This is a genomic window from Fumia xinanensis (genome assembly GCF_014384905.1).
Taxonomy (GTDB): domain Bacteria; phylum Bacillota; class Clostridia; order Oscillospirales; family Ruminococcaceae; genus Fumia; species Fumia xinanensis.
On record NZ_JACRSV010000003.1, the window covers coordinates 108,265 to 128,775 of the forward strand.

14 protein-coding genes and 1 other annotated feature are annotated in these 20,511 nt (G+C 46.4%); of the genes, 11 read left to right on the plus strand and 3 right to left on the minus strand.

Annotated elements, in window-relative coordinates:
* Window positions 1-69: 69 nt before the first annotated feature.
* Complete coding sequence (gene alaS, locus H8710_RS10175) at window positions 70-2,706, minus strand: alanine--tRNA ligase (RefSeq protein WP_249295411.1); 2,637 nt, start codon at window positions 2,704-2,706, stop codon at window positions 70-72.
* A gap of 123 nt (window positions 2,707-2,829) precedes the next feature.
* Window positions 2,830-3,027, minus strand: a binding site (T-box leader).
* A 234-nt stretch (window positions 3,028-3,261) separates the two neighbouring features.
* On the opposite strand from alaS, the gene H8710_RS10180 reads away from it, so the two are divergent.
* From H8710_RS10180 to H8710_RS10190, 3 genes are all read left to right on the plus strand, one after another.
* Window positions 3,262-4,323, plus strand: a complete 1,062-nt coding sequence (locus tag H8710_RS10180) for an ABC transporter substrate-binding protein (protein WP_249295412.1) — start codon at window positions 3,262-3,264, stop codon at window positions 4,321-4,323.
* A 97-nt stretch (window positions 4,324-4,420) separates the two neighbouring features.
* Window positions 4,421-5,128: an ABC transporter permease gene (locus H8710_RS10185; RefSeq protein WP_249295413.1), complete on the plus strand. Its 708-nt coding sequence runs from the start codon at window positions 4,421-4,423 to the stop codon at window positions 5,126-5,128.
* 18 nt (window positions 5,129-5,146) lie between these two features.
* A complete protein-coding gene (locus H8710_RS10190) occupies window positions 5,147-5,701 on the plus strand; it encodes an ATP-binding cassette domain-containing protein (protein WP_249295414.1) in 555 nt (184 codons plus the stop codon).
* Here H8710_RS10190 and H8710_RS10195 read toward each other — a convergent pair.
* A complete protein-coding gene (locus H8710_RS10195; protein WP_249295415.1) occupies window positions 5,698-6,015 on the minus strand; it encodes a hypothetical protein in 318 nt (105 codons plus the stop codon). The two genes, H8710_RS10190 and H8710_RS10195, sit on opposite strands and share 4 nt — an antisense overlap.
* Window positions 6,016-6,725: 710 nt before the next feature.
* Between H8710_RS10195 and H8710_RS10200 the strand changes: the two genes are divergently transcribed.
* The 4 genes from H8710_RS10200 (at window position 6,726) to H8710_RS10215 (ending at window position 11,761) form a co-directional block, all read left to right on the plus strand.
* Entirely contained in the window at window positions 6,726-8,978 is a 2,253-nt protein-coding gene (locus H8710_RS10200; protein WP_249295416.1) for a transglycosylase domain-containing protein, read from the plus strand.
* Window positions 8,979-9,150: 172 nt separating this feature from the next.
* Window positions 9,151-10,509 (plus strand): 23S rRNA (uracil(1939)-C(5))-methyltransferase RlmD, encoded by a 1,359-nt coding sequence (gene rlmD, locus H8710_RS10205; protein WP_249295417.1) that lies wholly within the window; start codon window positions 9,151-9,153, stop codon window positions 10,507-10,509.
* A 50-nt stretch (window positions 10,510-10,559) separates the two neighbouring features.
* Window positions 10,560-11,033: an LURP-one-related/scramblase family protein gene (locus H8710_RS10210; protein ID WP_249295418.1), complete on the plus strand. Its 474-nt coding sequence runs from the start codon at window positions 10,560-10,562 to the stop codon at window positions 11,031-11,033.
* A gap of 134 nt (window positions 11,034-11,167) precedes the next feature.
* On the plus strand, window positions 11,168-11,761 hold the full coding sequence (locus tag H8710_RS10215; RefSeq protein WP_249295419.1) for a rhomboid family intramembrane serine protease: 594 nt from the start codon (window positions 11,168-11,170) through the stop codon (window positions 11,759-11,761).
* Between the two features lie 473 nt (window positions 11,762-12,234).
* Here H8710_RS10215 and H8710_RS10220 read toward each other — a convergent pair whose 3' ends face one another.
* Window positions 12,235-14,130, minus strand: coding sequence for a hypothetical protein (locus H8710_RS10220; protein ID WP_249295420.1), 1,896 nt, complete (start codon window positions 14,128-14,130; stop codon window positions 12,235-12,237).
* Between the two features lie 344 nt (window positions 14,131-14,474).
* On the opposite strand from H8710_RS10220, the gene H8710_RS10225 reads away from it, so the two are divergent.
* From H8710_RS10225 to H8710_RS10240, 4 genes are all read left to right on the plus strand, one after another.
* Window positions 14,475-14,882, plus strand: a complete 408-nt coding sequence (locus H8710_RS10225) for a DUF3783 domain-containing protein (RefSeq protein ID WP_249295421.1) — start codon at window positions 14,475-14,477, stop codon at window positions 14,880-14,882.
* 131 nt (window positions 14,883-15,013) lie between these two features.
* Entirely contained in the window at window positions 15,014-16,480 is a 1,467-nt protein-coding gene (locus H8710_RS10230) for an extracellular solute-binding protein (protein WP_249295422.1), read from the plus strand.
* A 28-nt stretch (window positions 16,481-16,508) separates the two neighbouring features.
* Window positions 16,509-19,487, plus strand: coding sequence for a bifunctional diguanylate cyclase/phosphodiesterase (locus tag H8710_RS10235; RefSeq protein WP_249295423.1), 2,979 nt, complete (start codon window positions 16,509-16,511; stop codon window positions 19,485-19,487).
* Window positions 19,488-19,506: 19 nt separating this feature from the next.
* Window positions 19,507-20,484 (plus strand): CPBP family intramembrane glutamic endopeptidase, encoded by a 978-nt coding sequence (locus tag H8710_RS10240; protein ID WP_249295424.1) that lies wholly within the window; start codon window positions 19,507-19,509, stop codon window positions 20,482-20,484.
* Window positions 20,485-20,511 lie beyond the last annotated feature (27 nt).

The following is a 20,511-nucleotide window of genomic DNA, read 5'->3' on the forward strand; positions in this document are numbered from 1 at the left end:
AGCAGTCTCCTTTTATAAGTCTTCCAAAACGTAATTTTTGGAGGACCATGTATTATATGGCGTCTAAAATTACTTCTCGATTTGTACTTTGACCAGTTCTTCCACTAAGGCCATGGCTTCGTCCACCAGGAAGGGATCGCCGACTCCTGCCATTGCAGAATCAGGACGCCCGCCGCCTTTACCGCCGGTCTTCGCAGCGGCCTCTTTGACGATTTTTCCAGCGTGTACACCTTTTTTCACTGCTTCTGGTCCGACGACGCATAGAAAATTCTGCTTTTCGCCGTCACCGCCGCAGAGAAGAGCACAGGCCATAGGATCATGATCCTTGATCTTGTCTCCCATGAGACGGAGGGCGTCAATGCCCGCGCCACCAATATTGGCCGTAATGATGGCCACGCCGTCTACCCGCTTGATATTTTCAAAAAGTTTTTCCAGCTGTCCGCTGGCCAGCTTGCTATTCAGAATGGCAATTTCCCGGTCCTTGTCCTTCAGCTCCGCCAGCAAAGCTTCACAGCGGTGGGACAGCTCTGCGGGAGTGGTCTTGAGAACCACAGACGCTTCCATTAAATCGTTTTGGGCCTTGTCGACAGCGTATAGGAATCCCAAGCCGGTAACGGCCTCAATTCTTCTGACGCCGGCCGCTACCGAGCTTTCTGATACAATCTTGAAAAGCCCCAGCTCGCCGGTATTCTTCACATGGGTACCGCCACAGAGTTCGATGGAGTAGTCGCCGATTTCCACAACACGGACTCTGTCACCATATTTTTCACTGAACAGAGCCATTGCGCCTTTTTTCCTGGCAGAATCGATGTCGGTCTCATAATTGAGGACCGGCAGGCAGTCCATAATCTTTTCGTTGATCTGCTTTTCGATTTCTCTGAGCTGGACAGGAGATACCGGCTCAAAGTGGGTGAAGTCAAATCGGACAGCCATTTTGTTAACCAATTGGCCCGCTTGGTGCACGTGGTCACCCAAAATATTACGGAGAGCCGCTTGGAGCAGGTGCGCTGCCGTGTGGTTGCGCATAATGGATTTGCGGCGGTTTACGTCGACCTTGGCAGTGATCTTCTCTCCGTTTGAAATTGTGCCTTCCTTAACATAACCGATGTGAATGATCTGACCGGAGGGCACCTTTTTCATTTCTTTGACCCGCATGACGCCGTGAGGCCCTTGCAAAATACCTTTATCGGACACCTGTCCGCCGCTTTCGGTATAGAAGGGGGTTTCGTCCAGTAAAACAATGATGTCCTGATCGGCGGTGGCCATATCGGCAGGTTTGCCGTCCACGAGCAGCGCCTGGATTTTCCCGTCGCTGACAAGGGTTTCATAGCCGGTAAATTTAGTGCCCATATCGGGAAGCTCCAGCATTTCCGATGCCCAGGAGGAACCAGCTTTTGCCCGATGGCTTTCCCGTGCCCGTTCCCGCTGCTCCCGCATGTATTCCTCAAATTCTTCCACGTCGACGGTAATGCCCTTTTCCGCCACGATTTCCTGGGTCAGGTCGATGGGAAATCCGTAGGTGTCGTAGAGTTTAAATGCCTCGGCGCCGGAAAGGGTACGGATTTCGTCGGTGGAAGCCTTGTCGATGAGCTGCATCAGTATATCCATCCCTTTGCCGATGGTATTATTGAAAGCTTCCTCCTCGTTTTTGACGACTTTTTTGATATAGTCCGCCTTTTCCACCAGCTCAGGATAGGCGGCTTTATTTTCCTCGACTACGGTATCCACTACCTTATAAAGGAAAGGCTCATGAACATTTAAGAGCCTTCCATGGCGGGCAGCCCGACGAAGCAGGCGGCGCAAAACATAGCCCCTGCCCTCGTTGGAGGGGGAAACGCCGTCTGCAATCATAAAGGTGGTACTACGGATATGGTCGGTAATGACACGGAGAGAAACGTCAGTTTTTTCGTTATCACCATAGGTGACATGGGCGATTTCCGAAATACGCTTCATGATGTTCTGAACAGTATCTACCTCAAATAAGTTGTCAACCCCCTGCATAATGCAGGCCAATCGTTCCAGCCCCATTCCGGTATCGATATTGGGCTTTTCCATCCTCTCATAATGTCCGTTTCCATCGTGGTCGAACTGGCTGAAAACCAAGTTCCAGAATTCGACGAACCGGTCGCATTCACAGCCCACCTTGCAGTCAGGAGAACCGCAGCCGTGTTCCGGACCGCGGTCAAAGTAGATTTCGGAGCAGGGACCGCAGGGACCGCTGCCGTGTTCCCAGAAGTTATCCTCTTTACCCAGGCGAACGATGCGCTCAGGTGAAATCCCAATTTTTTTCGTCCAGACGTCAAAAGTCTCGTCGTCTTCCTCATATATCGAAATCCACAGTTTATCCTCGGGGAGCTCCAGCACTTTGGTGATGAACTCCCAGGCCCACGCAGTTGCCTCGTCTTTAAAGTAATCCCCAAAGGAGAAATTGCCGAGCATTTCAAAATAGGTGCCGTGGCGGGCGGTCTTGCCTACACGTTCAATGTCGGGGGTGCGGATACATTTCTGGCAGGTGGTTACCCTCGTGTTGGGAGGAGTGGCCTGTCCGAGAAAATATTTTTTCAGGGGTGCCATGCCGGAGTTAATTAGCAAAAGGCTTTTGTCCCCTTGGGGAATCAGTGGAAAGCTGGGAAGGCGTGTGTGGCCTTTGCTTTCAAAGAAGGACAAAAACATCTCCCGGAGATCGTTTAAGCCGGTCCATTTCATTGGAATACTTCCTTTCGATTTTTGATTTTGGTGTGATATAAACTGTTTCCAGCGGATAACCTTAGAGTCTAGCGGAAATAGCAGAGCGCATGTTTTGGGCAAAATAAAAAGCCCCGCCCCATCCGTTGGGGCGAAGCACTGCTCCGCGGTACCACCCAAATTGCAGAAAATTCTGCCGCTTGAATCCCTTAACGCAGGATACGCCGCCTATTAAACGGAGCTCCGAGATGGCCTGCGGCAATGTTTAACAGAAACATTTCACCAAAACTGTTTCCTCTCTTGGAAAAACAATATTCCGCTTCTTCTCTTCATCGCTTTATTCTTCTTCAGTATAACAAAAAGCTTGGGCGCTGTCAATAGTGGCACCGGGCAATTTCAGAAAAGGCAGGGATAAATTTGACACCCGGAAATTAAGCCACTTTTGTAAAAATATTGTCATTGACACATAGAGGGGACAAGGATATAATAATGACACATTAAAATAGCAGATTTTGGGGAACCGTAGTAGTTTTCCCACAGGTGGTTTCGCTTATTTTAAAGGGGATTTAGGAGATTATGAGGAAAAATTGGAAAAAGCTTTTGTCTATGGTTGCGGCAGGGGCGCTGTTTGTGTTGATGTTTGCAGGTTGCGGACAACAACAAGAACAACCGGAGCCGTCCAGTGACCCTTCCAGCAGTGATGTGTCACCTATGCCAATGGTAGTGGACGATACCATTGTGCGGGTGGCTTCGTTGAAAGGCCCAACAGGTCTCGGTATGCTGAAGCTGATGGCGAACAGCGATGCATCCCAAACTTCGGGGGGAACATCATCTTATCAACAGAAGTACCGCTTTCAACTAGTAGGGCAACCGGATGAAATCGTCAGTAAATTAGCCACTAAGGAATTGGATATTGCCGCGGTGCCTACTAATCTGGCGGCATCTCTATATAACAAGACGAATGGACAAATAAAAATACTTGCGGTTAATACTTTGGGCGTTTTATATGTTGTCCAGAAAGGCGAACCCATCGTTTCTGTCCAAGATTTAAAGGGAAAAACGATTGTTGCCAGCGGTAAAGGGACGACAGCGCAGTATGTGTTGGAATATATATTGGAGAAAAACGGCATTGATCCCGACCGTGATGTGACTGTGGTATATAAATCCGAGCACAGTGAAGCAGCAGCCACTCTGGCAGCGGCAGATCAAGCGGTTGCGGTACTTCCCCAACCTTTTGTCACATCGGCGCTTATGAAAGACAGCAATGTTTCCATTGCCTTGGACCTGACCGAAGAATGGGAGAAGGTTTCCGATAATCAGCTGGCCATGGGCGCTATTGTGGCCCGTTCCGAATTTTTGGAGTTGCACAAAAATCTGGTTGATGACTTTTTGAGCGAATATCAGGTTTCGACCGAGTATGCAAACACTAACCCCGGCCAGACCGCCGACCTTTCTGAGACCTATGATTTAATGCCGTCAGCAGTTGCGGAAAAGGCAATTCCCCAATGTAACATCGTCTACATTGATGGAGAAGAAATGCAAACCGATATTAATGCGTTTCTGCAGGTGCTATATGACTTTGAACCGAAGTCTATAGGGGGAACGGTACCCGATGAAAATTTTTACTATCAAAAATAAGAAACTGACCCGCCAAAAACAATCAGAGATTGAGGACCGATACCGGACGGATACCGTCCTGAAACCCCGTCGTTGCTCAATAAAAAAAGGCCTTCTAATGACACTTGCCATACTGTTTTGGATCGCAGTATGGCAGGTGCTTTCCGCTTTTTTGGATAATTCCCTGCTCGTCGCGTCCCCGTTGGCGGTTTTAAAGCGGATTATCCAACTGGCTGGAACAATGCAGTTTTGGGTGTCTATCGCCGTTTCCCTAGGAAGGATTTTGGAGGGATATGCCATCGGCGCAGCAGCAGGGGTGCTGTTTGGAGTACTGGGAACAAAATTTTTCCCCGTCCATCTGCTGCTTTCTCCCCTTATGGCAGTCATTAAATCTGCCCCGGTAACCTCGTTTATCATATTGGCGCTGGTATGGATCAAATCATATGAACTGTCTGCTTTTATCGCCTTTCTGATGGTATTCCCCATGGTTTACTCCAGTACAGTGGAGGGGATTCGGTCGGCGGATCCGGCGCTTCTGGAAGTGGCCAAGGTTTATGGCTTTTCCACCCGTAAGACGGTAAAGCTTGTTTATGTCCCTGCTCTTCGGCCTTTTTTGAGGTCTTCCCTATCTACTGCTGTTGGTTTTGCATGGAAAGCGGGTATTACCGGCGAAATATTTGCCCTGCCCAAGCTGGCGATTGGCACCATGCTTTACAACGCTAAAATCTTTCTGGAAACACTTGACGTTTTTTGCTGGACGCTGGTAATTATCGGCTTGAGCTTGATGATTGAAGGGGTTGTCAAAAAACTCGTCCGCAGCATATGAAGTGTGAAAGGAGCTCCTATGCCCATAGAATGTAACAATCTCACCAAAAGTTATGATGGGAAACTGGTTATAGACCATTGTACCGCAACAATACCGGAAATCGGGGTCACAGCTATTATGGGGCCATCCGGAGTGGGGAAAACCACATTTCTCCGCCTGCTGGCCGGCCTTGAAAAGGCGGACAGCGGGCACATCTCCGGTCTCAGCAGAAAAAAGCTGTCAGTAGTATTTCAGGAAGACCGGCTGTTTCCCCAACTGACGGTGCTGGAAAACCTGCAGGCCGTGGGTTCTGGCGCAGAACAGTGGCTTTATCGGCTGGGTCTTATGAAAGCAGCGGCACAGTACCCAGATGAGCTGAGTGGTGGTATGAAACGTAGGGTTTCCATAGGGCGAGCGCTTTGCTTTGACGGTGACGTTTTCTTGTTGGACGAGCCCTTTCAGGGACTGGATGATTCCACAAAAATGGATGTTATGGACATCTTTGCAGAGCTTAAAACACGGAAAGCCATTGTTTTGGTTACCCACGATCATAGAGAGGCTGAATACTTAGCGGCTCACATTCTGCGATTCTAGGAGGCATAGTCCTCGAGGATTCGTTGCAGTTCGCTCTCATTGCGAATAGGAATGCCCTCCTCTAATGCAGCCTGATCGTAAGGAGGCAACAATGCTGGAGAAAGGTCAACCACCTGAAAGGGCGTTTTTTCGTTGTTCCGAAAGACTCCGATTTTTCCATTGTACTCCTGGACTAGGTATGGATAAGTCTGAGCACCATAGTTGTAATCCACAGGATTTGTGAGATTTTTTAGAAAACTAAGAAAGACAAAAAATAGGGCAACCACCAAAACAGACGCCGATACGACGATGCAGGTGACGGTTCTCTTTTTCATAAAACCAATGTCCTTTCTGTAAATAATATGCGGAACAACCCTTTTGTGAATCTTTGCCGCTTGTTGAATCGTATTATTAGAAAAAGCCCATGGGCTTTGCAAATGGTCTTTTTATAATAAAAAGTGGACAGGAGTATTTTGTACCAAAAATGGCAAAAATATACAGACTGAGTTTTGGGGACTTAACATTTAAATGTGCTTGTGGTATAATAAACACAATCAACGAAGGTTTCACACAAAACCTTCGGCCGCATAAATGCGGCTTGCCAAAACAAAGTGTTTTGACATTGGGTTTATTTTATCATTTTCCGGTTCTGCCAAAGCAGAACTGCGGCGGGTAAACCCGCCTACAAATTCCTACGGAATTTGCGGATATGGTATAATATCCACAAACAATTCACTTAGTGTGCCGTGTGTAGTCGGCGCAAGAAATTTTTTCCAATATTTTTGGGAATCATTTTACCATACACAAAACGGCCTGCAGGTCCATGTTGGCTTGCAAATATGGCAACTAATCACAAAGATGGATCCATTCAGCCGGATATATCATACCCAATGATATTGGCTGGCATGCAAGCATTTTTAGTTTTACATTTGGCTCCCGCCTCCTTGAAATAGGCGGTTCTTGCGGATTTTGGGGCCACAGACTAGACATTTTTCTTTATCTTATGATTATTGAGACAAAAAGGTTTTTCAAAGGGGGCTAATTTTTGAGTACCGCGAAGAAAAAGAAACAGCCGGCTTCCAGGACATCCAAAACGGTAAAGCACATTGTCAGCCATATCATGCGGATTTTGGTAACAATGATGCTTGTTTGTGTCATTACCGGATGTATTGTTGTCACGGCCATGGTTATTTATGTGATGAACTTTATGGAAGTGGACAATGGCGTCAACTTGGACAATATCAATCAGAGTATGACCACAATGCTTTATGCGGAAGATCCGGACGAGGGCCTGGTGGAGATTTACCGGATGTCCGGCGAAAAGCGTAGGATCGAGGTGGATTTATCGGATATTCCCCAGTATGTGCAGGATGCCTTTATTGCCACCGAGGACAAACGCTTTATGGACCATGAAGGAGTGGACTGGGTCCGTACCATTAGCGTGTCAGTGAAGGCCATATTGCAGGGCGGCAGCCAGGGCGGATCGACCATTACTCAACAGCTGGTTAAAAATGCCACAAACGACGATGAAGTTACCCCGATTCGCAAACTTCGTGAAATTTTTCGAGCTCTGGATCTGGAACGGAATTATACCAAGGCGGAAATTTTGGAATCTTATCTGAATATTATTTTTCTCGGGGGACGCAACTATGGCGTCGAGGCTGCTTCCCAGTATTATTTTGGGTGCCATGTATGGGAACTGACAGTACCCCAGGCAGCTTCCCTCGCGGGAATGACCCGCTCGCCCAACAACAGGCGGCCGGACCTGCACCCCGAAAAAAATAAGGAACGGCGTGATTATTCACTGGAATGCATGCGTGACCAGGGTATGATTACACCGGAGGAATATGAGCAGTACATTCAGGAACCTGTTGTCACAGTTGACCACTCAGGAAATGACCAAGATGATGTGGACACGGGAGATTCTGCCGTCAAGGAAGGTATCTCCTCCTACTTTGTAGATGCCGTTATTGAGGATGTTTTAGCCGATTTGATGGAAAAATACGGCTGGTCCAGAGATTACGCCTATGACAGGCTTAAAAACGGTGGATACCGGATTTACACCACCGAAGATATTGCTTTACAGACCACATTGGAGAAGAAGTTTGCCGATTGGCGTACATTTTCTTCGAAGCAGATCAAACCGGATGCCGACGGAAATATTCCAGAGGCAGCATTCGTCCTGATGGACTATGATGGGCGTATTCTAGCTCTGGTTGGCGGCAAGGGAGAGAAAACCGAGAGCCGCGGCTTTAACCGCGCCACTATGGCAAAGCGTCCGCCCGGTTCTTCTATGAAGCCCCTCGCCGTGTATGCGCCTGCAGTGGAGTATGATCTTATTAACTGGTCGACAGTGCTGGTAGATGGACCGGCGACTAAGATTGACGGAAAGGATTGGCCCAAAAACTACGAAAACAAATATTACGGCGATACAACAATTGTGGAGGCCGTGCGAAAATCAAGGAATACCATTCCTGTTAAGCTCATGCAGCAGCTGACTCCAGAGCGCAGTGTGGAATTTTTGCAGAAAAAATTCGGTATCACCACACTGGTAACAACCGGGAAATACAACGACTTTGGCCTTTCTCTGTCTATTGGTTCGATGACCGACGGACTATACCTCAAAGAATTGACAGCCGCCTATGCGCCTTTCGGAAACGGGGGAAATTATTATTCTCCCATTACCTATACCCGGATTGAGGATGCAAACGGCAATATTATTCTGGATAACCAGTCCAAAAAGACCAGGGCCATCAGTGAGGATACTGCGTCCATTATGAATCGGCTGCTATACGAGGTAGTAAACGGCGAAGGCGGTACCGGACGGGAAGCACGGCTGAACAGCAAGATGCCGGTTATCGGTAAAACGGGTACTACGCAGGATTATAACGATCTCACCTTTGTAGGTATGACACCGTATTACATTGGAGGTGTCTGGACGGGATATGACACCCCCAAATCACTTCCCTACAAGTCCATGTATGATCCGGACACCATCTGGAAGAATGTGATGGAGGATATTCACAAAGGATTAGAAAACAAGCAGTTCGATCTGAGTTCGAATATCGTTCAGTTAGAATACTGCACTGAGTCGGGGCTTCTCAAGTCCTCTTCCTGTCCGCATACGGCTGTAGGATATTACAAGGCAAATGCAAAACCCGGTGTCTGTGATATCGCCCATGGAGCATCCTCAGGCGGTGATGGTGATGACGGAGACGAGTCCTCTACCCCTTCTGGGCCTGATTCCGGCGGACAAGGAGCGGCTAGTGGGCCTATGGATGCGCCGGTAATCGGTTAAAACAGGAAAAGAAATAACAAAGGACGGGTTTCCCGTCCTTTGTCGTATACAGCAAAGACTTATGCGTTTTTGAGTGGCTGCATACATAGGTTAGCCAGCACAAACAAATTCCAATTAATGAAAGGGCCTTTGCAATGACAATTCGTGGTTGTAAGCAAGGGCAGTGGTTCCTATGATTAAAAAAAATCAGAGTTATACCGCCTTGGTGGAAGACCTGACTTTGGATGGCAGCGGTGTTTGCAAGATCGATGGATTTGCCGTTTTTGTTCCCATGACGGCGGTAGGTGACCAAATCCGCTTCAAGGCCGTTAAGGTGCTGAAAAGTTACGGGTATGGCATCTTAGAGGAAATACTCACACCGTCCCATGACCGAATTGAAGCAGACTGCTCTGCCTTTAAGCAATGCGGAGGTTGTTCTTTTCGTCATATTAGCTACGAGGCAGAACTTCGAATCAAGGAAAAGTCAGTTCAGGACGCCTTTCAGCGGATCGGAGGGTTTACCCTGCCGCCTGAGTCTATTTTGGGCGCGCCGGAATCCATACATTACCGTAATAAGGCCCAGTATCCGCTGGGAGTCGATGAAAACGGCAAAGCCGTAGCAGGCTTCTATGCCAAAAGGAGTCATCGGATTGTTCCGTCAAGCTGTTGTCAGATACAGGATGAGCGGTTTGCCCCAATTATTCAATGGATACTCGGGTTTATCAACGAATATAAGATATCCGTTTACGATGAAAAATCCGGAAAAGGGCTTCTGCGCCACATTTATCTGAGAGTGGGCAGAAGCACCGGTGAAATGATGGTTTGCCTGGTGGCAACGGGGAAAAAACTCCCCTGCTGCCGGGAATTTGTGCAGGGACTGCAGAAGCAGTTTCCGCAGGTCACCAGCATAGTTTTAAACCAGAACGCCAAGAATACCAATGTGATTTTAGGCGAAAAATTTTATGTGCTCAGCGGAGATGATGCCATCAAGGATGTTTTTCTTGGTAAAGAACTGCACATTGCGCCGCCGGCTTTCTACCAAGTTAACAAGGAGCAGGCGGAAAGGCTTTATTCCCTGGCCTTTGAGTATGCCCAGTTTACAGGGATAGAGCTGCTTTTGGATTTATACTGCGGCATCGGTTCTATCGGGTTGTCCGCTTATTCCAAGGTTGACCGCCTTATAGGAGTAGAGGTTGTGGCTCCCGCTGTGGAAAGCGCCAAAAAAAATGCGTCCCTCAATCGAGCTGAACGGGCGGAGTTTATCTGCGCCGACGCGAAAAAAGCGGCGAAGGATCTGGCCCAGAGAGGTCTCAAGCCAGATGTAATTTTGGTGGATCCTCCTCGTCAAGGCTGCGACAGAGAAGTTCTCCAGAGCATTGTGGACATGGCTCCCCAGAAGATCGTAATGGTCTCCTGCAACCCGTCTACTGCCGCCAGGGACTGCAAAATCCTTTCAGAGCAGGGATATGAGCTTGTAAAATACCGCAGTGTCGACATGTTCCCGCGGACGGGGCATGTAGAATGTGTGGTGTTGATGCACAAGATGCCATAAATGGTTCGGTAATCCGCCGGTACAGACTCTTATGTCATGGGAGGTTTGTCATGAAACTTTTATTTAAACAGCGTTTTTTCTCCTGGCTTGACAGTTATGACGTGTACGATGAATCGGGAAAGACTATGTTCACAGTGGAAGGTAAACTCTCCTGGGGCCATTGCCTCCAGATATTGGATGCTGCTGGGAACCACGTAGGCACTGTTAAGGAAGAGGTGCTCACGTTTCTCCCCCGTTTTCGGATGTATGTGGGGGAAAATTATATCGGGCAGCTCCAGAAAGAATTTACCTTTTTTAGGCCCTCTTTTCATCTGGACTGCAATGGCTGGCAGGTTACAGGAAATTGGCTGGAATGGGAGTATGATATTACCAGCGAAACTGGAGGCAGGGTGGCACAGATCTCCAAGCAGCTCTTAAATTGGACTGATACTTATATCATTGACATTTCTGATGGGATGAATCCCCTTTTGCCATTAATGGTGGTGCTGGCCATTGACGCTGCAAAATGTTCTTCTGGACAATAAATAGAGCACGGTTTTAGCCTTTTTGTATCTAAATTAGAAAAACCAAACAGAAAATTTTAACAGAAACCCTTTTCCAAAAAGAATTTGCGGATAAAATCTGCAAAAACGCAATAAGTTAGGAAAGGTCGATGGTAATGGGATTTTTTAAAAAAATCCAATACAATTCTCCAGTGGTTTTGACCTATGCTCTGTTGTCTGGCACTGCACTTTTGCTTAATTGGGTAACGGGGGGCACTGCAAATCGGCTTTTGTTCAGCGTATATCCGTGTTCGTGGACGGATCCGTTGGGGTACATCCGGTTGTTTGGCCATGTGCTGGGGCATGTAAGCTTTGACCATTATGCGGGGAACATGGTCTTGCTTTTGTTATTAGGTCCACTTCTAGAAGAAAAATACGGCAGCAAGAGCTTACTTTTGATGGTTGCTGCAGTGGCGCTGATTACCGGACTTGCAGATGTACTATTTATGCATGTAATTCTGCTAGGTGCTAGTGGGGTGGTTTTTATGACTATTATTCTCACATCGGTTGTCAGTGGGGATAAAGGACGGATTCCTCTAACTTTTTTAATCGTTGTCCTGGTTTACCTCGGAAAGGAGATCGCAGACGCAATCTTGGTGCAGGACGGTATCTCCCACTTGACTCATGTCATTGGAGGCCTGTGTGGCGGTGGATTCGGCCTGCTTTTTAACAGCTGTTACAGAAAGACAAGTTATCGTTCAGGTGAATAGTTTCAGGTTTAATGACCGGAGGGATAAAATATACAATAATCACATGAGGAACGCAGAATATTAGAATCGATTTAACGTTCCTATGAAGGAAATGTGTCCGTATTTCTGATCTGCCCATTACATATAATGATGGGACTTTTATGGGTAGCAGGCTTGCAAAAGGAGCTTTGGAACAAACGACAGAGGGACTTTTAAGGCTTGTTACCTCCAATCGGGTTGATGTTTCCTGATAAGTGCCAGTTTATCTTATCTGCAGGTAACGGATGATGATTTTTGCGGCTTTATGGAAGCTGCTTTAACCGAGCCCGGTGTCGGGTAAAGCATATGGTACAATTAAACGGAATACGGGGATTTTTGTTTAAATCATCAGTGCCGGAGCGGGATAGTCAGGTGGGGCTTCTGGAGAAAAGAGGGAATGCTTCCTCCGCCCGGAGATGCAAAAAGCCGGCACTCTAAAAGATGCCGGCTTCCAATTATTCTTTAAAAATATTTTTGTCCAGCAGGCCAAATCCCAGGCCCGCGAGAATTTCCGAGACAGTCCAGCCGCTTTCAATGGCCCAAGGCCCCCATCCCACATCATTGGGAAGGCCGTAGACTTCCATTCTGTTTACGTCAAATCCCCGCGCCCAGCCTCCGTCGATCACGGGGTTGCCGCTGTGTATCTGTGAACGGATCATAAAGGAGGCAATCTCCCTCCAAAGATCATAAAAATAGGGATCTTCTGTAATGAGGTAAGCGTGACAGAAGCCTAGTGGCAGCCAGTTGAGAGAATAGAGCAGATCGACAATCGGATCCCCGTTTTTGGTGAGCAGGGAGCACTCGGCGTTTTCTTTTTGACTGCAAGCGGCGGAATAATCCGAATCCCACTCCAGATAGGCACCGCTGGGATGCTTCATTTTCTGCAGGTCGTTTGTCACTTGATAGAGATAATCCTTGTGTTTGGGATTGCCGGTAACCCAGTAAAGCCATGCCAAGGGCAGTATCAGGCGGCAGAGTTCCTGCGTTTCGCTTTGTTCTCGGATTGTCTTAGGATAAACTGCCATAATGCTTTCGAGGCCTTTGATGCCTACCTCGATATAGTCATCCCGTTTGGCCAGCTTGCCGCAAAGAAGCAAGGTTGCCGAATAAAATGCGTTGTAGTGGGCGCAGGGGAAGTTGGCGGGAGTTGTATGGAGACGTTCTATTTCTGCTTCATCCAATACAAAATTATCGGTTCGGGAAGGGCGGAGTCCATCGGGACCAGTAGTTTTTACCAGAAAATCCAATGCTCTGCAGCAGGCATCCAAGTAACGGTAATTGCCGGTGTACATCATTTTTAGCAGACTGGGAATCATGACTCGGGCGTTGTCGTCCTGATAGCAAACATTCCAGGCGATGTTGGTCCAGCGAATCATGCCGTCATAGAGTCCACCCTCAATCTGCATTTTTTCAAAGCAGAAAGCCTCCAGTTCATCAGAAGTTTTTAGGCTGGCCACATTTCCGGTCAGCAAATAATCGGCAAAAAACGCCAGTGAGGCTTCAGCGGTACAATCGGTGCGGATACTTAAAGCACGGGCCTGAGAGCCATCGGGCTGAATTTCAGTCATAAAGCCCTCGTAGATACCCCGTTTTCCATTTTCAATCAACATTTTGGATTCGTGGTACCAACGAATACCCGATGCGAAACATTCCCGCAGGAGAGAGTCAAACTTGGAGTCGTCCACCTCCTGGACAAGAGCATATGCTTGCCCAATGGGCAGGTCCGCCGCGGATTCCCCTGAAATCCACGCTATTATAGAACGAATAAGTGTTTTCCACCCATTCAAAGGTGCAAATCTAGCTTTAATGAAATTGCAGAGTCGGAAAGAACAAACCATTAAATTTGGCCGTTCTTTCCACAAGGCCCAGTTGGAAAGCTCTTTAACGTCTTCATCGAGGACTTCCGTTTTGTCATGAGCGTTTATGAACTCTTTATAATAAAGAATAGGCTCTTCTAACTTTTTACTGAAGTGGGGCAGAATAAAAGTGTTGCACTGGTCCTCCAGAATGTCTCCTCTGGAAAGGCCGCCCATTTCCTGGTTGACAATTAGCCGTTTAAATCGTGTAGAAGCTGGCTCTGGCGTATAGATGTCATCAATGCTGTACAAGTATTCGCTGAAAACCTTTTTGCCGCTTTGAATTTGCTCTTCAATTTTGATACGGGCCGCTGCTTCTAAAGCAAGGGGGGAATTTTTTGTGCCTCCCAGCAATACCAGCGCTGTGTAAATAGATAGATCGTAAGCGGTTACTTCCTCCGGTAATATGTATTCTACTGTAAAATTAGGGAGAGCCTCTAACAAAAGGCTAAAATCGCTTTTTTCGGCAGTGACCACTGCAATGATTTGTTTCATACCGTTATCCGTCCTTTTTTCAGATTAAATATCAAAAAACAACACAACAAGGTAAGTATAATGGATAAAGACCAAAAATACAACATATTTTATTATTACATTAACGAAAAATTTAAAAATAAAACACCTTATATCATAATAAAACTATAAAGTAAAAATAAAATATATGATAATTATAAAATGTATAAATATATCGTAGAAAAATAAAAGTAATTATATTAAGGAATTAAGGCGATGAAAAATATATTTTAAAAAATCATCTGGTTTTATGGATGTCTGTATAAACCTTCAATTAACGCGCCAGAATTTAATGAAAAATACCATTAATAGAAAGGAAAGATACAATGAAACGCTCTAAAAAATCTCTTTACAGTGAAATGGTGCTTTTGTACCGAGTTGACCAAAACAGCGAGCAGGGCCAAAAAATAAATGCCCTCTGTCGGGAAATGGACATCCCTGTCAAGTATTTGACCGAGGAAGATTTAGATAGCAATGTAGGGAAATTGGCGGAAATGAGTATTTTACAGGAATCAGAAACGGCGCAGGAAGTTCAGGTTCCTCCCCTGCCGGCGATGCTGTTGCGCGGGTTTACGGGCAAACGCATAGACGAGCTGTTTTTGAAAATGAGAGAATGCGGTGCGGGGTATATCCCCTTAAAGGCAGTGATAACCGAAGTTAACCGATACTGGACGCTGAAACTTTTGCTGCAACACCTTGCAGAGGAACGGGCTCAACTGGAGGCTATGCGTTAGCGAAACCGTTTAAATACGTGGTGCCGCTTCCCCAAATAATGGTGGACTTTTCCTTCTGCATGCAGTAAAATATAATCAATAACGACCCATGAAAAAACAGCATGGCCTGTTTCGGGAAAGGACTGTTTACCATGATGAAAAAGGTATGTACCGGGGTCCTGGCAGTTTTAACGGCATTTTCTATGTGTTTGGCTGGATGTGAGGCGGATAAGGAAGTCGATATAAAGCTAGATCCGGAAGATCCTACGGCAATTGAGATTTGGCATTACTACAATGGGCAGCAGCTTAATTCTTTCAATGAAATGGTTACTGAGTTCAACGAAACAGTGGGCATGGAGCAGGGGATTATTGTGGAAGCGTTCAGCCAAGGGAATGTAAATGAGCTCATCACCAAGGTAGCCGACGCCGCCAATCAAAAAGTAGGTTCCGGCGAAGTGCCCGACATGTTTGCATGTTATGCGGACACTGCTTACGAAATCGATAAACTGGGCTTACTGGCAGACCTTTCCCCATATTTTACAAAAGAAGAGCTGGACGAATATGTCCCCTCTTATATTGAAGAGGGAAGGTTTGACGAGAGTGGGAGCCTCAAAATATTTCCCACCGCCAAGTCGGTTGAAGTTATGATGCTCAATAAGACCGATTGGGATCGGTTTGCCACAGCTGAGGGAGTCGATTTATCCCAGCTTGAAACTGTGGAAGGGGTCGTGCGAACCGCCAAACAGTACTATGAATGGACGGACAGTCTGACACCGGAATCCAATGATGGAAAGGCCTTTTTTGGGCGAGATGCAATGGCAAATTACATGATTATCGGTTGCAAACAGCTGGGAACTGAAATTTTTGATATAAAAGATGAAAGTGTCCAACTTAACGTAAATAAGAATGTGATTCGAAAGCTATGGAATAATTATTATATTCCATATATTTGCGGGTATTTTGGCGCTTACGGCAACTTTCGCTCTGATGACGCAAAAACCGGTGATATTATAGCACTAGTGGGTTCTACTTCTGGGGCTGCTTATTTTCCGGAGATGGTAACGGTGAACGATGGTGAAAGTTACCCTATTGAAGCTTTGTCGCTGCCTATACCTGTCTTTGAAGGCGGCGAAAAATATAACGTGCAGCAAGGAGCGGGGATGGCTGTCGTAAAATCCGATGAAAAGAAAGAGTACGCTGCTGTGCAATTCCTGAAGTGGTTTACCGAAAAGGAGCGAAATGTGGAGTTTAGTATTTCTTCCGGGTATCTTCCAGTCAAACGGGGGGCGAATACCGAAGAATATCTGCAGCAAATTTTGGCCATAGATGGTATCAAAAAAAATATTTCGGCAAATCTTTTAGAATCATTGCCAGTGGCGTTTCAGAGCGTGAGGGACTTTAAACTTTATACCAATAAAGCCTTCAAAAACGGCAATGATGCCCGGAATATTTTGGAGCATTCCATGCAGGATCAAGCAGATGCCGACCGGGAAAAGGTGATAGAGAGCCTTAAAGACGGCTTATCTCTGGAGGAAGCAGCCTCTTCATTCACAACCGATCAATACTTTGATTCGTGGTATAATCAGTTTGTCGATCGGCTGACGTCAGCAATGCAATAGGCATGACAACTGAGGCGGAAGGACAGCAATGAAAAAAGTTATTGTCAAAAACGATTCTATCGTGAAGAAAATATTGCTGCCGATGACTGTTTTGCTTCTTGTGCAGGCGGTCTTATTTTGCGGCACCATTTTTGCGGCGGGAACCGTTAATAAGCTGAGCCAGAATGCCGAGGATATTTTAAACGAAAGAGTCATTAACCGAAAAAATTATCTGCAGGGCGAAATGCTCCAGCGATGGTCTGCTTTATCTGGAACACAGTCTACGATCGAGGCAGTTGTTCAGGATCTTTTGGAAAACCGGCACACGTCCATTTCAGCCCTGCGGACCGATGACAGCCTTGCAAATGAAATACTCAACCGCTCCTATGATGAGCTGGTATATATTTTAAGAAAAAATTCCGTAACCGGTGCTTTTTTGATTTTAGAGACCAACTCTGTCGAAGAAGGAGATATCAGAAGGCTGGGGCTGTATATACGGGATCAAGACCCGGTATCCACCCCACAGAACGATTCAGATCTGTTGCTGGAACGGGGCTCTTCTCATTTCAATAAAGAAAAAAGCATTTCTTTGGACAGCTATTGGAGCCCCTACTTTGTCTTTGACGAGGACGGGGAAAATAGTCGTTATTATTGCAAACCGTTTGAGGCTGCGCAGGCTTATCCTGATGCGGACGCACAGGATCTTGGATATTGGAGTCCGCCCTTCTGTCTCGACGAAAAGGACCAAAGCAACCCTGTAATTACCTATTCGATCCCCTTAAAAGACGAGTCTGGGTCCCCCTATGGGGTTTTAGGAGTAGAAATTTCAGTGCGCTATCTGCAAAAGCAGCTTCCATACGGTGAAATCACAACCAACAAAGACAAAGGCGGCAGCTACTTTTTGGGCATCCAAGACGGCGACAGCTTTTTAAGAATCGCAACAACCGGACCGAAATACATGCAATTATTTGGCGATGAGTCAATTATTTATCCGCTGGAGCACTACGGTGCTGTCAATGTATATGAATTTCAGCAAAATGAGAGCTCTCGGGGAGAACCCTACGGTTGTGTACAGCAATTTCATCTATACAATACCCATACGCCTTTTGAGGAAGAGCAATGGGTGCTTCTGGGGATTGTGGATAAGAGACAACTGTTTGCATTTTCTCATAAAGTAACTCTCTCGATTTTAGCGGCGGCTGTAATTAGCCTGTTAGTCGGTATTATTGGCCTTATGATTATCAGCCGTATTGTCAGCCAGCCAATTATTACTCTGGCAGGTAAAGTCCGGAAAAGCAATCCACGGCTGCCTGTGCATTTTGGTAAAATTAATATCCGCGAAATAGATGAGCTTTCTGACTCTATTGAGAAGCTCAGCAGCGATGTAGCAGAATCTGCCTCTAAACTTTCTCAAATCATTGAGATGACCAGTGACTGCATCGGCGCATTTGAAATACATAGGGGGGACCGACAGGTGTTTTACACCAAGCGGTTCTTTGGTGTCCTTCAGGTTGAGGGTCGTGTAACCGATGGATACATGACCTTGGAAGAATTCCGCCGTATCCTTAACGAAATACCTTACACCGTAGAAGCCCACGCTGACAGTCGATGGGAGGTCTTGTTCTGCCCGGACGACGCTACCAAATGGGCACGGCTTCGAGTGTTGGAAGACGAAAATAAAGTCCTAGGTGTGGCAGAAGACGTTACGAAAGAGATCCTGGAAAAACGGAAAATTGAGTACGAAAGAGATTATGATATTCTCACAAATCTTCTGAACCGCAGGGCGTTTCATTCGGAGATGGAATATTTATTTTTTTCCCCTCAAAAAATCAAAACCGCAGCGCTATTGATGATGGATCTCGACAATTTGAAATATGTCAACGACACCTACGGCCATGATTATGGTGACCAATACATTCAGCTAGCCGCCCAGGTATTGCAGGAATCCGCACCTCCTGCAGCGATTGTCTCCAGAATGTCCGGAGACGAGTTTTACCTGTTTTTGTGGGGATATGAAGAACGGCAACCGATTCAAAGTATTCTTGCAAACCTAAAAGCACATATGGCAAAAACCATTTTACCGCTTCCTGATAATACGGCTATCCGCTTGCGGGCTTCCGCAGGTATAGCCTGGTATCCTGACGATTCGGAAAACTATCAGGAGCTGATTCGGTATGCGGATTTCGCCATGTATACGGTTAAAAACTCGGTAAAAGGAGAGTTTAGTGAATTTGATTTAGCGGAGTACCAAAAGAATTCCTATCTGCTGCGCAAACGGGAAGAGCTCAATAATTTGCTGGACAATCGGCTGGTCGAATACTACTATCAGCCCATTGTAGATGTTAAAACTGGTGAAGTATTTGCCTACGAGGCGTTAATGAGATCCAAACTGGAGACGCTGAAGTCCACAATGGAAATCCTTTCACTGGCCCGGTCGCAGTCAAAACTGCTCCAACTTGAGCAGCTGACTTGGTTTGAGGCCATACAGTTTTTCGAACGGTTCCCAGCGGTTCCCCCTTGCTGCAAGCTGTTTATCAATTCGGTGGCCAATCAGGAGCTCTCAAATATTGATAAACAGAAACTCCAGGAAGAGTATGGCGACAAGCTGAGCCGTGTAGTCATTGAAATTACTGAAAGTGAAAAAAGCGAACAGGTTTATACAGTGAATAAACGGGATTGGCTGGCCAGATACGGCGGCCAGATGGCACTGGATGATTTTGGAACCGGTTATAACAGTGAAACGATGCTTTTGAACGTGGCACCGGATTATATTAAGGTAGACATGTCCATTGTTCGCAATATACACAGGGATCCTAACCGTCAGCAAATTCTCATAAACCTAGTTTCTTACGCACACGGACGAAACATCAAGGTTATTGCCGAGGGTGTTGAAGACAGAGAAGAAATGGCTCTTCTAGTTGAGACAGGGGTTGATTACTTGCAGGGATTTTATCTGGGGCGGCCATCCCCTATTCCTTTGGAAGTAGCGGATTCCATCCATTTTGAGTTGCTGACTATGCAGAAATAACCCCTCAAAGGAGTTTTTTATGAGCCGATCTTCCAATAATTCGGTTTCTGGTGTCAAACCTGTCTCTGCCGTGCGAAAAGCGAGTGGATGGGCCTCAGGCCTGGTAATTATCGCCTTATTTGCCGCCACTTTACTGTCTTACGCTGTATGGGGGCTTGATAGCCTTATTTTTAAGGTTACTGGTATCCAGATTGATTTAGAGCTGTATCAGATTTTTGCTAGCATCCTTCCAACTATTTTGGGAGCGGCTACAGCTACTTTAGTGGCGCGAAAACTCACCGGTATTAAGATAAAGGAATTATTTAACCGGTCTGAAAAACATTTGAAAACAGTTGTTGTGGGGTTTGGGCTGTGCATAGGCCTTAACCTCGTCACTTCTCTTGTTACAGAGCTGTTTGCCCAATGGCTCAATAAAGGTGGAGCCGTAGTGACTCCCCCGGATTTTTCTTATTCTAATGAAACGCCGTTTTGGTCCTGCGCATTGCTCGTTTACTCTTGTTTAATTGCTCCCGTTTTAGAAGAAGTGATCTTTCGAGGTTATGTTCTACGGTTGCTGCGCAGATTTGGAACCGGGTTTGCTATCCTGTTTTCAGCACTTTTATTTGCCTTTTATCACTATGACTTGACCCAGCTACTACCCGCCTTTGTCATGGGCTGTCTTTTCGGATATATAGCGGTGCGCTCTGACTCGCTTCTTCCTGTGATAGCAGTCCATGTTCTCAATAATGTGGTTGCTGTTTTGCTGAGCACGTTGCTTCCTGTTCTCTCTCCGACGATTGTGCTTACCCTCAATATCATTTTATATGCCTTGGCGCTTGTTTCTTTGATTATTGCGATTTCAGTATGCCGGGGGGAATTCCGAAAGCGGCGGGGGCCTGCTTTGGAGGGACAATTAGCTCAAACAAAGGTGTTTGGGGCGGCTTTGCTCTCCCCTACCTGGATTCTGCTTTTGTTGGTTTATTTGTACGAGATTATTACGAAGATACTTGTATTTTAGGTAGGTAGTCAAGATTCGCAACAAAAA